Source organism: Actinomadura alba (assembly GCF_014323705.1).
GTDB classification, from domain to species: domain Bacteria; phylum Actinomycetota; class Actinomycetes; order Streptosporangiales; family Streptosporangiaceae; genus Actinomadura_C; species Actinomadura_C alba.
In genome coordinates this window covers 1-16,255 of sequence record NZ_JABVEC010000066.1, presented here as the reverse complement: position 1 = coordinate 16,255, position 16,255 = coordinate 1, and the positions used below count along the sequence as shown (strand labels likewise).

The following is a 16,255-nucleotide window of genomic DNA, read 5'->3' as shown; positions in this document are numbered from 1 at the left end:
CCAGACCGAGCAGCAGCTCCGGCTCACCATCGAAGCACTGCGCGAACGCCAGGAACACGAACTCGTCAACAACCCCGACTTCGGGCTCCTGCACAACGCCGATCTCAAACAACGCATCCACGCCCGTACCGGCCCCCCGACCCCCGACGACCTCGACGAACTGCTCTGCCGACGGCGCGGCTCGAAGCTCTTGCTCGCCCATCCGCGGACCATCGCCGCGTTCGGCCGGGAATGCAACCGCCGCGGTGTCCACCCGCAGAGCATGGACGTCGACGGAAGCGCCGTGACCACCTGGCGCGGTGTCCCCCTGTTCCCCTGCGACAAGATCCCGGTCACCAGGACGCAGACCAGTTCGGTCCTGGTCATGCGCACCGGGGAAGAGGAGGAGGGGGTCGTCGGCCTGCACCAGACCGGCATCCCCGACGAGTACGAGCCGAGTCTGTCGGTGCGGTTCATGGGCATCAACGAGAAGGCCGTCATCAACTACCTCGTCAGCGTCTACTACTCCGCGGCCGTCCTGGTCCCCGACGCACTCGGCGTCCTCGAGAACGTCGAGGTCAGCCACTGATGGCCACCACCGAGGAGACGGCCAAGGGCAGGTCGACCCGCGAGGTACTGACGTGGAGCCGCACCACGATCGACCCCACCCTGCGCGCGGTGATCTCCGATCTGCCCGCGGCGATGCAGCACATGATCGGCTATCACTTCGGCTGGTGGGACGAGCGGGGCCGTCCGCTCGAAGGCCATGGTGGAAAGGCCATCCGCCCTGCGTTGACGCTGCTTGCGGCGGAAGCCGTCGGCGGCGACCCGGTCACGGCGGTGCCGGCGGCCGTGGCGGTCGAACTGGTGCACAACTTCTCACTCCTGCACGACGACGTGATGGACGCGGACGCCACCCGCCGCCACCGCCCCACGACGTGGCGGGTGTTCGGGAACAACGCCGCGATTCTCGCCGGCGACACGCTGCTCACGCTGGCCTTCGGGGTGCTGGGCCGTTCCACGGTGAGTGTGCACAGGCTCCACGCCGCCGTGCAGGATCTGCTGGGCGGCCAGAGTGCCGACATGGCGTTCGAAAGACGCGCGGACGTCGCACTGTCGGAATGCCGGAACATGGCCACGGCCAAGACCGGCGCTCTGCTCAGCTGCTCCTGTGCTCTCGGGGCCGCACTCGGCGGGGGCGGCAGCGCGCAGATCGAGCACCTCGGCCGGTTCGGCGAGCAGATGGGCCTGGCCTTCCAGTTCGTCGACGACCTACTGGGAATCTGGGGAGATCCGGCTGTCACCGGCAAGCCCGTCTACAGCGACCTGCGCAACCGCAAGAAATCCCTGCCCGTCGTCGCGGCCCTCACCTCCGGCACCGCTGCCGGAGATGAGCTGGGCCGGCTCTACCACCGCGAGCAGCCGTTCTGCGACTCCGACCTGATCCATGCCGCCGAACTGATCGACCTCGCGGGCGGGCGGGCTTGGAGCCGCGCCGAGGCCGACCGCCTGCTCGCCGAGGCGCTGAAGCATCTCCAGTCGGCCGGTCTCTCCGTCCGCCCCGCGGCGGAACTGGAGGCATTGGCGCGGCTGATCACCCAACGCGACCACTGAACTCGACCCAGCGCGAAGTAGGCACGGTTATGCAGCCCTTCACAATGCCCGACTTCTACCTGCCGCATCCGGCCAGGATCAATTCCCATCTGGAACGTACCCGTCTGCACAGTACGGATTGGGCCCGGCGGATGGGCATGCTCGATGCGCCCAAGCCGGGTGGTGGCGTCATCTGGGACGACCAGGCGCTGGCCAGGATGGACTATCCCCTCATGTGCGCTTATACCCATCCGGACTGTGACGGCCCGGCCCTGGATCTGATCACCGACTGGTACATCTGGGTGTTCTTCTTCGACGATCATTTTCTCGAGCACTTCAAGTACTCCCGAGACCTCCCGGGCGCGAAGGCCCATCTCGACCGTCTCGAACTGTTCATGACCGTTGACGGTGAGACGCCGCCGGAGCCGACGAATCCGGCCGAGGTGGGATTGGCGGATCTGTGGGAGCGCACCGTACCGGCGATGTCGGACGGGTGGCGCCGGCGCTTCACCACCAGCACGCACAACCTGATGGTGGAGTCGATGTGGGAACTGGACAACATCGACCGTGGCCGGATCGCCAACCCGATCGAGTACGTGCAGATGCGGCGGAGGGTCGGTGGAGCGCCATGGTCGGCGAATCTCGTCGAGTACGCGGTCGGTGCGGAGATACCCGACAGGCTTGCCGCGACCAGGCCGATGAAAGTCCTGTCGGACACGTTCTCGGACGGGGTGCACCTGCGCAACGACCTCTTCTCCTACCAGCGTGAGGTTCAGGAGGAGGGGGAGAACTCCAACGCGGTGTTGGTATTCGAGCGGTTCTTCGGCTGTTCGACGCAGGAGGCCGCCGACCTCGTCAACGACCTGTTGACCTCCCGCCTGCAGCAGTTCGAGAACACGGCGCTGACCGAGGTTCCCGGGCTGTTCGTCGAGCACGCCGTGCCCGCTCATGAGCAGACCGGGGTGGCCGCCTACGTCAAGGGACTACAGGACTGGCAGGCCGGCGGGCACGAGTGGCACGCGAGATCCAGCCGGTACATGAACGACGGCGCCGCCTCGGGCTCCTCCGGTGTGCTCAGGGGCCCGACCGGACTGGGCACCACCGCCGCCAGACCGGCGTTCTCCCCGTCTGGAGCGGCGGAGAGGCTGGGGCTGCGACGCAGATCCCGCGCTCAGGCCGGTCCGCCGTCCCGGCCGGTGGGACATCTGCCACTGCCGGAGTTCCACATGCCGTACCCGTTCCGTACCAGCCCCCATCTGGACGCCGCGCGACGATACGCGGTCGGCTGGGCGCGGCGGATGGGCATGTTCGACTCCGTGCCCGGTGTGGAATTCGGCGGGGTGTGGGACGAGCGCCGCTTCATCGGCTTCGACTTCGCACACTGCGCCGCGATGATCCACGCCGACGCGAGCCCCGATCAGCTCAACCTGTCCTCGGACTGGCTGGCCTGGGGAACCTATGGCGACGACTATTTCCCTCTGGTGTTCGGGACCACCCGCGACCTCGCGGGCGCGAAGCTCTGTACCGAACGACTGCCCGCGTTCATGCCGCTGGACATCGAGGCCGGCCCGGTCCCCGAGCCGGTGAACCAGGTCGAGCGGGGCCTGGCGGATCTGTGGCGGCGTACCACGGGTCCGATGACGGCGTCCGCCCGGCGGGTGTTCCGCACAGCCGTGGAGGACATGACCACGAGTTGGTTGTGGGAGCTGGCCAACCAGGCCCAGCACCGCATCCCCGACCCGATCGATTACGTTGAGATGCGCCGCAAGACCTTCGGGTCGGATATGACGATGAGCCTGGCCCGGCTCGCGCACTCTGATGTAGTGCCACCGGAGATCTATCAGACCCGGGTCATGCGTGAGCTCGACACCGCGGCGCAGGACTACGCCTGTTTCACCAATGACCTGTTCTCCTACCAAAAGGAGATCGAGTTCGAGGGTGAGGCGCACAACCTCGTCCTGGTGGTGGAGAACTTCCTGGACGTGGACCGGATGAAGGCACGAGACATCGTGGCCGACCTGATGACGACAAGGATGCAACAGTTCGAGCACATCGTCGCAGGCGACCTGCCGGCGCTGTTCGAAGATTTCGAGCTGAGCGAAACGGTCCGCCGGGTTCTCACTCGCCACGCCGACCACCTCAAGGAATGGATGTCGGGAATCCTGGAATGGCATCGCAGATGCGCGCGGTACACCGAGGCCGAGCTACTACGCCGCGGCCGGGTGCCGGTGCCGTCGAATTTCTCGTTCCGGCCCACCGGGTTGGGTACCGCCGCGGCGCGGATCTCGACATCCGCGCGGCGACCGCACACCCCCGATCAGCCGGTGAGGTCGAGCTTCAGGTCGTAGTCCTCCAGCCAGATGTTGAGCTGGAGCACCAGCTCGATGTTCCGGCGGTACCGGTCCAGGCTGATCGCGCCGACCCGGTCCTCCAGCACCTCGTGCGCGCGGTCCACGTTGATCAGGCTCCGTACGGGCGCGTTCTCCTGGGCGAGCACCTTGCCCAGCTCGTCGCGCAGTGCGCGCTCGTACGTCGGGTCCTGGGTGGACGGGTACGGGCTCTTGAGCCGCTGGAGGATCGACTCCGGCAGGATGTCGCGGGCGGCGGCGCGGAGCAGGCTCTTCTCCCGGCCGTCGAAGGTCTTCATCGACCACGGGGTGTTGAAGACGTACTGGACGAGCCGGTGGTCGCAGAAGGGCACCCGTACCTCCAGGCCGCTGGCCATGCTCATGCGGTCCTTGCGGTCGAGCAGCACCTGGACGAACCGGGTGAGGTGCAGGTAGCAGATCTCCCGCATCCGGCGCTCGAGTCCGGTGACGCCGTCGAGGTAGGGCACTTCGGCCAGCGCGGCGCGGTAGCTCTCCGCGCGATAACCCGGCAGGTCGAGCCGCTTGACCAGGCCCGGGGCGAGCAGGCTGGAGCCGGTGTCGTCGTCGGCCCGCAGGCTGTACGACATCGCGGCCAGCCACGGGAAGGTGTCGGTCTCGACCGCCTCGGTGTCGTGGAACCACCGGTAGCCGCCGAAGACCTCGTCGGCCGACTCTCCGGACAGGGCCACCGTCGACCGGCTCCGGATGGCCCGGAACAGCAGGTAGAGCGAGGTGTACATGTCGCCCATGCCGTTGGGTGCGTCGTTCGCGCGCAGCACGGTCCGCCGTACGGCCGGATCCATCAGGTCGGCGGTGGAGAGCACGATGTCGGTGTGGTCGGCGCCGATGTACTCGGCCAGTTCGTGGACGTACGGCGTGTCCGGGGTGGTGCGCAGCGGGTCGGCCTTGAAGTGTTCGGTGTAACCGACGAAGTCGACGGAGAACGACCGGATCGGCCCGGCGTGCTGCGCGCTCAGCGCCTTGGCGGCGAGGGCGGTGACGGCCGAGGAGTCGAGCCCGCCGGACAGCAGCGAGCACAGGGGAACGTCGGAGATCAGCTGCCGGTCGACGATGTCGTCGAGCAGCTCTCGCACGGTGCGGACGGTGGTGTCGAGATCGTCGGTGTGCTCGCGGGCCTCCAGCCGCCAGTAGCGGCGCTTCGTGATGCCCGTGCGCCTCACGCGCACGATCTGGCCGGGACGGACCTCGTACATGCCGTCGAAGACCGTCCTTTCCGGGGTCTTCACGAAGGCGAGCAGTTCGCGCAGGCCGTCGGTGGTCACGACGGCGTCGACCTCGGGATTGGCCAGCAGGGCCTTGGGCTCTGACCCGAACACGACGCCGTGCGGGGTCGGGTAGTGGTACAGCGGCTTGATCCCCATCCGGTCGCGTACGAGCAGCAGCTCCTCAGTGCGCGTGTCCCAGATGGCGAAGGCGTACATGCCGTTGAGGTGGTCGACGAAGTCCTCGCCCCACTGCTGGTAGGCGTGGAGGACCACCTCGGTGTCGCTGGAGGTGCGGAACCGGTGACCGTGCCCTTCGAGCTCGGTGCGCAGCTCGCGGAAGTTGTACACCTCGCCGCTGTAGGTCATCGCCGCCAGCGTGCGCCCGTCCTCGTCGAGGATCATCGGCTGGCGGCCGCCCTCGATGTCGATGATGGCCAGCCGCCGGTGGCCCAGGGCGGCGTGCGGTGCGAACCAGGTGCCCTCGTCGTCCGGCCCTCGGCACGCCATGGTGTCCGTCATCGCCTGTACGACCTGTCCCTCGCGGCTCAGATCACGTTCGAAGTTCACCCAGCCGGTGATTCCGCACATTTATCTCTCGTCCCTTCGCACTGTCACCAGGTGGCACAAAGCGCGGCTCCTCAGGACACGGCGCCGCACACCTACCTGGTCTTCACGTTGCGGTGAGCGAGCGGTGGCGGAGGAGATCGCGCGAGCTGAGAAGGGCCGCGCGAGCTGAGCGCATCGGACGGATCGTGTGGCGGCCGTCATCACTCGCCAGATGGTGAACCGCAGTTCACAATCTATGATGAACTATAGTTCATATTGTTCGGCCGCCGCGGAAACCGCAGGTAAAGGATGGTGTGCCATGGGTCTGCGCGCCGATGCCGCGCGTAACCGCGCCCGCATCCTGGAGGCGGCGCGCGCCCAGATCGCCCGGTACGGGCCCCGCGCGGGCATGGACGAGATCGCCGAGGCCGCCGGGGTGGCCGTCGGCACGCTGTACCGGCACTTCCCGACGAAGGCCGACCTGATCTCGGCGGCCCTGACCGACCGGACCACCCGGGTCGTCGACTCGGTCGAGGCGGCGGTCGACCGCGTTCACGCCGGCGGCCGGGCGCTGGAGGAGATCACCGCCGTCTTCACCGAGCTCGTCGACGTCAGCGGTGAGGACCGCGCCGTCAAGAGCGCGGCGGCCGCGCTGGGGATCAACGGTGACGACCAGGCACAGCAGCGGAAGCGGGCCAGGGCCGGCCTCGATCGCCTCATCGCCGCCGCCCATGAGGACGGCGACCTGCATCCCGACGTCACGAGTGCCGACATCGCCCTGCTGCTGACCACCATGCCGGGCCACGAGATCGATGCCCGCGCTCGCAGCCGCTGGCTGGAGCTGATGTTGCGCGGCCTCACCCCGGCGTACCGCCGCGACCGCGACCCCGCCGGCCGGAACGCCGGGGAGTGAACGCCGGGGAGTAAACGCCGGGGTTCGCCGGTCTGTAGTGGTTCGCTTGCCCATCGTGGTTCACATGCCACATGGCGGGCATCAGGGCTACGTGGAGCCGATGTCCGTAACCGGCGGGAAACCGGTCGAGGTCCCGGGGCGCGGCGGGAACGCCTGCCGGCCGGATCACTTCGCATCCGGTGGCGGGGCGACCAATGGCCGACCCCGGCCTGCTCAGTCTGAGCAGGATACGGACGCCGTGCCGACCCCTATTCGGTCGCTGGACGAAAGGACAACACGTGCATCGTGATGACCTGAACGTCAGCCTGGCCCGCACCAGTGGGGCGGCGGCGATCGTGACCGTCACCGGCGAGCTGAACCTGTTCACCAGCGAGCGTCTCAGTCCGGCCACGCAGGCCGCGGCCGGCGACCACACCCACGTGGTACTCGATCTGTCCGCGGTTCCCTTCTGCGACTCCAGCGGGCTCAACGCCCTGATCATCCTTTATCGCAGCTTGCACGGCGCCGGTGGTTCGCTCAGCCTGGCGGCCGTTCCAGAGCGGCTGATGCGGCTGCTGCACACGACCGGGGTGCAGCGTCTGATTCCCACCTACCCCACCATTGATCAGGCCGTCGAGCGCGTTCCGCAGAGCCGGGACTCCAACGGCTCAGGGGGCGACGGACCGGACTCCAATGGCCGTGAGCAGGCGGGGCCCGTCGCCGACTGAGCCACGCGAGGCACGCCAGGCACGAGGCACGAGGCACGAGGCACGAGGCACGAGGCACGAGTACAGCGGGAACACGGGTATTTGAAAGACGAGACCTGCGAGACCGGGAGACCTGTTAGAGACCGGCCCCGGCCGGGACGCCAATGATCGACGGGGGGAGAACGCGATGCCGCAGCGGGCGTGGAGTGACAAGCGCGAACGGCAGTACGAGCACATCAAGGAGTCGCAGAAGGAGCGCGGGGTCAGTGAGGAGCGCGCCGAGGAGATGGCGGCGCGCACGGTGAACAAGATCCGGGCGCAGGCGGGCGAGAGCAAGCAGGCGAGCAAGACCTCGACCGAGGACATGTCGCCACAGCGGCGCGGGGGCAAGCGATCGGGCCGGCCCGGTCCGCGCGGCCGTACCAAGGAACAGCTCTACGCCGAGGCTCGCAAGAAGAACATCAAGGGCCGGTCGTCGATGACCAAGCAGCAGCTCGAGAAGGCGCTCGGCGCCTGAGCGGCAGCGACCGACAGGGGCCGCCGGAGCCCGGCCGGCGAGGGCAGTGCGGCTAGGCTGCCCGGCGTGATCCAGGAACCGCCGCAGGCCGAGGCCGCCGGCTGGCCAGACATCGCGCACACGTACGACGTCGTGGCGGCCGACTATGCGCGGATGTTCTCGGACGAGCTCGCGGCCAAGCCCTTCGACCGTGAGCTGCTCGATGGCTTCGCATCGGCCGTCGCGGGCCGGGGCCAGGTCTGGGACGTGGGGTGCGGCCCGGCCGCCCACATCACCCGGTACCTCGCCGATCGCGGGGTCGACGCCGTTGGAACGGACCTGTCGCCGGGGGCCGTCGCGGTCGCCCGGGAGCGCGAACCCGGCCTGCCGTTCCGCGTCGCGGACATGTGCGACCTGCCGGCCGGCGACGGGTCGCTGGCCGGGATCGTCGCGTTCTATTCCGTCATCCACCTACCGCGAGAGCGCGTCCCAAAGGCGCTGGCGGAGTTCCGCCGCGCGCTGTCGGGCGAGGGCACCCTGCTGCTGGCCGTGCACGTCGGCGAAGGGATCCTCGACACCGACGGGTGGCTCGGCCATGCGGTACGGGTCCGCGCCACCCTGATGTCGGCCGGCGAACTGGGCGCGATGGTCGAGGCCGCCGGGTTCGGTTCGGTCGAGCAGCACGTCCGGGAGCCGTACGAAGGCGAGTACCCCACCCGCCGGCTCTACGTGCGGGCGAGCGCCGGACCGGCACGGCCCTAGCCACGCTGGCCTCGGCTCCTTGGGGCAGGCCTGCCGTCGCCGCCTCTGGCCTGAGGGTCGCGCTGACTCTACGATCAGCTGATCGCGAGCGTCCTGCGGAGGAAGCCATGTACGAACCCCGGGCTGAGGCGATGTCGCACGACGAGCGTGCGGCACTGCAGACGGATCTCCTCCGGCGGCTGGTCGACCGGTTGCTGGAGGCCGGTGGGGAGCAGGCGGGCCGGCTGCGCGCGGGCGGGGTCACCTCGGGGCGGGACGTCGAGCTCGATTCTCTGCCGCGCCTGCCCACGACCGGCAAGCAGGATCTGTGGTCGAGTTACCCGCTCGGGATGCTCGCGGTGCCCCGCGAAGAGGTGGTCGCGATCCACGGGTCGAGCGGCACCGGCGGCCGTCCCACGCTCGTCGGCTACACGCGCGCCGACCTCGCCCTCTGGGCGCGGCTGTGCGCCCGCTCGCTGGTCTGCGCGGGCGCGAGCCCGTCCAGCGTCATCCACAACGCGTACGGCTACGGGCTGTTCACCGGCGGGCTCGGCATCCACCAGGGAGCGGTCGAGCTCGGCGCGACGGTGGTGCCGCTCAGCGGCGGCATGACGAGCCGTCAGCTGCGGCTGCTCGTGGACCTGGAGCCCGATGTCCTCACCTGCACGCCGACGTACGCGGTGCGGCTCGGCGAGGCGGCGATGGAGGCCGGCATCGAGCCGGGCCGTCTGCGGCTCAAGGTGGGGATCTTCGGTGCGGAGCCATGGAGCGAGGCGCTCCGGACGCAGATCGAGGAACTGCTCGGCCTCAAGGCCCTGGACATCTACGGCCTGTCGGAGATCCTCGGCCCCGGCGTCGCGGTCGAGTGCGTCGAGGCGGGGGCCGGCCTGCACGTCCAGGAAGACCACTTCCTGGTCGAGACCGTCGATCCCGAGTCCGGCGAGCCCGCCGGCGAGAACCGGCCCGGCGAGCTCGTGTTCACGACGCTCACCAAGGAGGCGCTGCCGCTGCTCCGCTACCGCACCGGGGACATCGCGACGCTGTCGCGGGAGCCCTGCGTGTGCGGGCGCACGCTGGTGCGGATGAGCAAGGTGCTCGGCCGCCGCGACGACATGCTGGTCGTACGAGGGGTGAACGTCTACCCCAGCGAGGTCGAGCAGGAGCTCCTCAGCGACCCCCGGCTGGCGCCCCACTATGTGATCGTCATGGACCGGCGCGGCCCCACCCGGCTGATCGTCGCCTGTGAGCAGGTGTCCGGCGGCGACGGAGTCCAGGCGGAGGTCGAGGGAGCCCTGGCCGACCGGCTCGGCGTACGCGCCGACGTGCGCGTCCTGCCGGCCGGCGCGGTGCCCCGGACCGAGGTCGGCAAGGCGGTACGGGTGCTCACCTGGTCGGAGGGAGCCCCGCCCCTCGCCGGACTCGGCTGAGCCACGCGTCGCGGATGCGGCCACCGGCCGCTCGCGTACGGCTCGACGCGCAGATCATCGCGGCCGGTTTCCCCGTGGTGCCGGACCGTGACGTGTGAGTCGATCACTATCGGGCAATTGACCTGATGTGACGCATATCTGGCCTGGCGCTCCCTATCCCCTCGGCGCTCAGTACGACGGCGCCGGCACGAACTTCGCTCTGTTCTCCGAGGTCGCCACCCGCGTGGAACTGTGTCTGTTCGACGACGACGGCCGGGAGACCCGGGTTGACCTCGAAGAGGTCCAGGGCTTCGTCTGGCACGGCTACCTGCCCTTCGTGACCCCCGGCCAGCGGTACGGCTACCGCGTCCACGGCCCGTACGACCCCGCGCGGGGCCTGCGGTGCAACCCCGCCAAACTGCTGATCGATCCGTACGCCCAGGCGATCGAGGGAGACGTCGACTGGAACGAGGCGGTGTTCGCCTACCGCTTCGCCGACCCGGCCGTCCGCAACGACGACGACAGCGCCCCGTACGTGCCGAAGAGCGTGGTGATCAACCCGTACTTCGACTGGGGCGTGGACCGGCCGCCGCGCACGCCGTACAACGAGACGGTCATCTACGAGGCGCACGTCAAGGGACTCACCAGGCTCAACCCGGACGTGCCGGAGGCGCAGCGCGGCACCTACGCGGCACTGGCCGATCCCGGAATGATCGACTACTTCCGGGATCTCGGCGTCACGGCCGTCGAGCTGATGCCGGTGCACCAGTTCGTCCACGACGACATGCTGATCCAGAAGGGCCTGTCGAACTACTGGGGCTACAACTCCATCGGCTTCTTCGCCCCGCACAACGGCTACTCCTCCAGCGGGCAGCGGGGCGAGCAGGTCCAGGAGTTCAAGCTGATGGTCCGGGCCCTGCACGAGGCCGGCATCGAGGTCATCCTCGACGTCGTCTACAACCACACGGCCGAGGGCAACCACCTCGGGCCCACCCTCGGCTTCCGCGGCGTGGACAACGCCAACTACTACCGGCTCGTCGAGGGACGGCCGGAGTACTACATGGACACCACCGGTACCGGCAACAGCGTCAACGTCCGGCGGTCGCACTCCCTCCAGTTGATCATGGACTCGCTGCGCTACTGGGTCACCGAGATGCACGTCGACGGGTTCCGCTTCGACCTCGCCTCGACGCTGGCCCGCGAACTGCACGACGTCGACCGCCTCGCGACGTTTTTCGAGCTCGTCCAGCAGGACCCCGTCGTGTCCCAGGCGAAACTGATCGCCGAGCCGTGGGACGTCGGGGACGGCGGCTACCAGGTCGGCAACTTCCCGCCGCTGTGGACGGAGTGGAACGGGAAGTACCGCGACACGATGCGCGACTTCTGGCGCGGGCGCGACGGCACGCTGCCCTGGTTCGGCAGCCGGTTCACCGGCTCGAGCGACCTGTACGCCGACGACGGGCGGCTCCCGACCGCCTCGGTCAACTTCATCACCTGCCACGACGGGTTCACCCTCCACGACCTGGTGTCGTACGACCACAAGCACAATGAGGCCAACGGCGAGCAGGGCCGGGACGGCACCGACGACAACCGCTCCTGGGGACACGGCGCCGAGGGCGAGACGTCCGACCCGGCCGTCCAGACGCTGCGCGAGAAACAGAAGCGCAACATGCTCACCACGCTGCTGCTGTCGCAGGGCGTGCCGATGCTGTCGCACGGCGACGAGACCGGCCGCACGCAGCGGGGCAACAACAACGCCTACTGCCAGGACAACGAGCTGGCCTGGGTGGACTGGACCGACGCACCGGAGAAACGGGCGCTGCGCGACTTCGTACGGCGGCTGACCGCCCTGCGCCGCGACCACCCGGTGTTCCGGCGCCGGCGCTTCCTGACCGGCGACGGGGACATCGCGTGGTTCACCCCGACGGGCGGCGAGATGACCGACGCCGACTGGCACGTCGGGTACGCGAAGGCGGTCATGATCCTGCTGACCGGCGACGCGATCCCCGAGCCGGACCGGCGCGGCGAGCCCGTCACCGACGACTCGTTCCTGCTGCTGTTCAACGCCTCGCCGGAGGATCTGACGTTCGCGGTGCCCGAGGCGGCGGAGGGGCTCTGGATGTGCGTACTCGACACCACCACGACCTACCTCTTCGACACCTACGAGGGACCCTCGGTGCGGGCGGGGGAGAAACTCACCGTCGAGGCCCGTTCGATCCAGGTGCTCCGCCGTGTCTGAGGCCCCGGCGAAGGAAAAGGTCAGGGTGCCCGTCGCGACCTACCGGCTGCAGCTGTGCAGGGGCTTCGGGTTCGCCGAGGCGGGCGCGCTGGCGGGCTACCTGGCGGCGCTCGGGGTCTCGCACGTGTACCTGTCGCCGATCCTGCAGGCCGTGCCCGGCTCGGTGCACGGTTACGACGTCGTCGACCACGACCGGATCTCCGCGGACCTCGGCGGCGAGGAGGCCTTCCGCGCCATGGCCGCCAAGCTGCGCGACCACGGCCTCGGCATCGTCGTCGACCTCGTGCCCAACCACATGGCGATCCCCGCGCCCGAGGATCTCAACAAGGCGCTGTGGAGCGTGCTGCGCGACGGCCCGGACTCCCCGTACGCCCGCTGGTTCGACATCGACTGGACGCCCGGCCACGTCGTGCTGCCGGTGCTCGGCGCGGCCGGCGACGAGGCCCGGCCGGACGGGGACGTGGTCCGCTACCACGAGCACGTCTTCCCGCGAGAGGGCCGCTACCGGCTGGCGTACTGGCGGGAGCCGGACCTGAACTACCGGCGGTTCTTCGACATCTCCACGCTCATCGGCCTGCGGGTCGAGGACGAGGAGGTCTTCGAGCGCACGCACGCCGTGCCGCTCCGGCTGCTGCGCGAAGGGCTCGTCGACGGCCTGCGGATCGACCATCCCGACGGGCTCGCCGACCCACGGGGCTACCTGCGCAGACTGGCCCGGCACCCGGCCTGGGTGGTCGTGGAGAAGATCCTGGGGCCGGGTGAGGAGCTGCCCGCGGACTGGCCGTGCGCCGGGACGACCGGCTACGAGGCGCTCGGCATCGTCGGCGGGCTGTTCACCGACCCGGCGGGCGAGGAGCCGCTGACCTCCCTCCACACCCGCGTGACCGGCGGGCCCGCCGACTTCGCCGACGTCGAGCGCGCGGCGAAGCGGCATGCCGCCGACCGGATCCTCGTCCCCGAGATCCGGCGCCTGACGGCGCTGCTGGCCCGCATCCTCCCCGGCGAGGACACTGCAGCGCTGCGGCAGGTGCTCGTCGAGCTCCTCATCGCGATGCCGGTCTACCGCGCGTACGTCGTGCCCGGTGAGCAGCCGCCCACCGAGGCCCTGGAGGTCGTCGCCCTGGCCGCCGCCGAGGCCCGCGCCGCGCTGCCGCCGGGCGAGCTGCTCGACCGGGTGGTCCCTCTGGTGCTCGGGCTGGGCGGGAGCGATCCGCTGCGCGACGAGTTCACCGTACGGTTCCACCAGATCGCCGCGCCGATGACCGCCAAGGGCGTCGAGGACACCGCCTTCTACCGCTGGTCGCGGCTGGCCGCGCTCAACGAGGTCGGCGGCGACCCCGTCCGCTTCGCGGTGCCGCCCGAGGAGTTCCACGACCACTGCGAGCGGACGTCCCGCGACCGGCCGCAGACCATGACGACGCTGTCGACGCACGACACCAAACGGCAGGAGGACGTACGCGCGCGGCTGGCGGTGCTGACCGAGCTGCCCGCCGAGTGGGCCGCCACGGTCGGCCGCTGGCGCTCCCGCGCACCCGCCGGCGTCGTCGAGGCCGACCTCGACTACCTGATGTGGCAGACGATCGTCGGAGCCTGGCCGCTGACCGCCGACCGGCTCAGGGAGTACCTCACCAAGGCCATGCGCGAGGCGAAGACCCGCACCTCTTGGGTCGACCAGGACCCCGAGTACGAGCGGGCGGTGCTCGCCCACGCGGACGCCGTCTTGGCGGACGCCGAACTCACCGCCGAACTCGACGCCTTCGCCGCGCGCATCGCGCCGTACGCCCGGGTCAACTCGCTCGGGCAGAAGCTCGTGCAGCTCACCATGCCGGGCGTGCCAGACATCTACCAGGGCTGCGAGCTCAGCGGGCTCTCCCTGGTCGACCCCGACAACCGGCGCCCGGTCGACTACGGCCGCCGCCGCGAACTGCTCGCCGACCTCGACGCGGGCACGGCGCCCGCCGACCTCGACGGCGAGAAACTGCTCGTCACCTCGCGCGCGCTGCGGCTGCGCGGGCTGCATCCGGACTGGTTCTCCGGCGGCCACGAGCCGCTCGCGGCGACCGGGCCGGCCGCCGAACACGTTCTGGCGTACCGGCGCGGTGGCGCCACCATCGCCGTGACCAGGCTGCCGGCCGGCCTCGAACGGCGCGGCGGCTGGGGGAACACCGCGCTCCCGCTGCCCCGCGGCCCATGGCGCGACCTGCTGACCGACCGGTCGTACGGTTCCGACCCCGCGATGAGTGGTCTGTTCGCGGCCCTGCCGGTCGCCGTCCTGGTGGAGGAGCAGTGAGGTACGAGGTGTGGGCGCCGGCCGCCGAGACCGTCGAGGTGGAGTCCGGAGCCGTACGGCATCCGATGGCGCCCGCCGAGCTCACCGGATGGTGGGCGGCGGAGGTCCAGGGCGACGAGGGGGACGAGTACGGCTTCCTCCTCGACGGCGAGGGCCCCTTTCCCGACCCGCGGTCGCTCTGGCAGCCTGCCGGGGTGCACGGGCTCAGCCGGATCTACGACCACGGCCGGTTCGCCTGGACCGACGTGCTCTGGCGGGGCCGCCCGCTGGCCGGCAGCGTCCTGTACGAGTTGCACATCGGCACGTTCACGCCGGAGGGCACCTTCGACGCCGCCATCGAGCGGCTCGACCACCTGGCCGAACTCGGCGTCGACGCCGTACAGCTCATGCCGGTGGCCGCGTTCGCCGGGCGGCACGGCTGGGGGTACGACGGCGTCCATCTGTGGGCGGTGCACGAGCCCTATGGCGGGCCGGATGGCCTGAAGCGGTTCGTCGACGCCTGCCACGGGCGGGGGCTGGCCGTGATCCTCGACGTGGTCTACAACCACCTCGGCCCGAGCGGCAACTACCTGGGCCGCTACGGGCCGTACTTCACCGACGCCTACAAGACGCCGTGGGGCCCGGCGGTCAATGTTGACCGGCCCGGCTCCGACGAGGTGCGGGCCTTCATCGTCGAGAACGCGCTGATGTGGCTGCGCGACCATCACTTGGACGGGCTGCGCCTCGACGCCGTGCACGCCATCGAGGACCACCGCGCCGTGCACCTGCTGGAGGAACTGGCCGACGCCGTCTCGCGGCTCAAGGCGCAGACCGGCCGGGAGCTGTTCCTCATCGCCGAGTCGGATCTGAACGACCCCAGGCTGGTGACCTCGCCCGAGGCCGGCGGGTACGGCCTGGACGCGCAGTGGAACGACGACTTCCACCATGCCCTGCACTCGGCGCTGACCGGTGAGCGCCAGGGCTACTACTGCGATTTCGGGTCGCTCGGCGCGCTGGCCAAGACACTCACCGGGGCCTTCTTCCACGACGGGTCGTGGTCGACGTTCCGCGGGCGTACACACGGCCGCAAGGTCGACCGGCTGCGCGTGCCCGGCCACCGCTTCCTCGGCTTCCTGCAGAACCACGACCAGGTGGGCAACCGGGCGGCCGGGGACCGGATCTCGGCCGGTCTGCCGCCCAGGCTGTTGAAGGTCGGCGCCGGGCTGCTGCTGACCGCGCCCTTCACGCCGATGCTCTTCATGGGTGAGGAATGGGGTGCGAGCACTCCGTGGCGCTATTTCACCGACCACGAGGAACCCGAGCTCGCCCGCTCCGTCAGCGACGGCCGGCGCAGGGAGTTCACCTCGCACGGATGGGCCATGGAGGACGTGCCCGATCCGCAGGACCCGCGGACGCACCGGTGCTCGGTGCTCGACTGGGCCGAGCCGGGTGAGCCCCGCCACCACGAGCTGCTCGAGTGGTACCGCGCGCTGATCGCGCTGCGCCGGGCGTGGCCGGAGCTGACCGACACGTGCCTGGCGGAGGTGGTCGTGGAGCACGACGAGGACTCGCTCGTGCTGCACCGGGGGCGGCTGCTGGTCGTCGCGAACCTGGGGGCCGAACCGGGTGCGCCGCTGCCGGCGGGTGAGGTGCTCCTCGCATCCGCGCCGGACGTGCGCCCCGGCGACCCGCTGCCCGGCACCTCGCTCGCCGTCGTCCGGGTGGCCTGACCCGCCCACGAAGCGCAGCCGGGCGACGTGCTGCCGGGGTGACATGCGGCCGGGGTGACATG

Annotated in this window: 11 protein-coding genes and 1 pseudogene; 11 read left to right on the top strand and 1 reads right to left on the bottom strand. The window is 70.0% G+C overall.

Annotated features, from left to right (window positions below):
* From HKK74_RS38250 to HKK74_RS38240, 3 genes and pseudogenes are all read left to right on the top strand, one after another.
* Positions 1-568: pseudogene (locus HKK74_RS38250) on the top strand (Crp/Fnr family transcriptional regulator); the annotation flags it as partial.
* Entirely contained in the window at positions 568-1,593 is a 1,026-nt protein-coding gene (locus HKK74_RS38245) for a family 2 encapsulin nanocompartment cargo protein polyprenyl transferase (RefSeq protein ID WP_187248328.1), read from the top strand. The pseudogene HKK74_RS38250 and the gene HKK74_RS38245, both read left to right, overlap by 1 nt.
* 29 nt (positions 1,594-1,622) lie before the next feature.
* The gene (locus HKK74_RS38240; RefSeq protein ID WP_187248327.1) at positions 1,623-3,920 is read left to right on the top strand and encodes a terpene synthase family protein; all 2,298 of its coding nucleotides are present in this window, start codon (positions 1,623-1,625) and stop codon (positions 3,918-3,920) included.
* Here HKK74_RS38240 and asnB read toward each other — a convergent pair.
* Positions 3,890-5,755 carry an asparagine synthase (glutamine-hydrolyzing) gene (asnB, locus tag HKK74_RS38235; RefSeq protein ID WP_187248326.1) on the bottom strand — a complete coding sequence of 622 codons (1,866 nt, stop codon included), beginning with the start codon at positions 5,753-5,755 and terminating at the stop codon, positions 3,890-3,892. The genes HKK74_RS38240 and asnB overlap by 31 nt on opposite strands.
* Before the next feature lie 277 nt (positions 5,756-6,032).
* Here asnB and HKK74_RS38230 point away from each other — a divergent pair, with 277 nt between their 5' ends.
* The 8 genes from HKK74_RS38230 (at position 6,033) to treZ (ending at position 16,193) form a co-directional block, all read left to right on the top strand.
* Positions 6,033-6,626, top strand: coding sequence for a TetR/AcrR family transcriptional regulator (locus tag HKK74_RS38230; RefSeq protein WP_187248325.1), 594 nt, complete (start codon positions 6,033-6,035; stop codon positions 6,624-6,626).
* Positions 6,627-6,904: 278 nt separating this feature from the next.
* A complete protein-coding gene (locus tag HKK74_RS38225) occupies positions 6,905-7,333 on the top strand; it encodes an STAS domain-containing protein (RefSeq protein WP_187248324.1) in 429 nt (142 codons plus the stop codon).
* Positions 7,334-7,499: 166 nt separating this feature from the next.
* Positions 7,500-7,829, top strand: coding sequence for a plasmid stabilization protein (locus HKK74_RS38220; RefSeq protein WP_187248323.1), 330 nt, complete (start codon positions 7,500-7,502; stop codon positions 7,827-7,829).
* 66 nt (positions 7,830-7,895) lie between these two features.
* The gene (locus HKK74_RS38215) at positions 7,896-8,570 is read left to right on the top strand and encodes a class I SAM-dependent methyltransferase (RefSeq protein WP_187248322.1); all 675 of its coding nucleotides are present in this window, start codon (positions 7,896-7,898) and stop codon (positions 8,568-8,570) included.
* 107 nt (positions 8,571-8,677) lie between these two features.
* Positions 8,678-9,976, top strand: coding sequence for a phenylacetate--CoA ligase family protein (locus HKK74_RS38210; protein WP_222723249.1), 1,299 nt, complete (start codon positions 8,678-8,680; stop codon positions 9,974-9,976).
* A 127-nt stretch (positions 9,977-10,103) separates the two neighbouring features.
* Positions 10,104-12,194 (top strand): glycogen debranching protein GlgX, encoded by a 2,091-nt coding sequence (glgX, locus tag HKK74_RS38205; protein ID WP_187248321.1) that lies wholly within the window; start codon positions 10,104-10,106, stop codon positions 12,192-12,194.
* Positions 12,187-14,484 carry a malto-oligosyltrehalose synthase gene (gene treY, locus HKK74_RS38200; protein ID WP_312882195.1) on the top strand — a complete coding sequence of 766 codons (2,298 nt, stop codon included), beginning with the start codon at positions 12,187-12,189 and terminating at the stop codon, positions 14,482-14,484. Before glgX ends, treY begins: the two co-directional genes overlap by 8 nt.
* Complete coding sequence (gene treZ, locus HKK74_RS38195; RefSeq protein WP_312882193.1) at positions 14,481-16,193, top strand: malto-oligosyltrehalose trehalohydrolase; 1,713 nt, start codon at positions 14,481-14,483, stop codon at positions 16,191-16,193. Before treY ends, treZ begins: the two co-directional genes overlap by 4 nt.
* Positions 16,194-16,255: the final 62 nt, after the last annotated feature.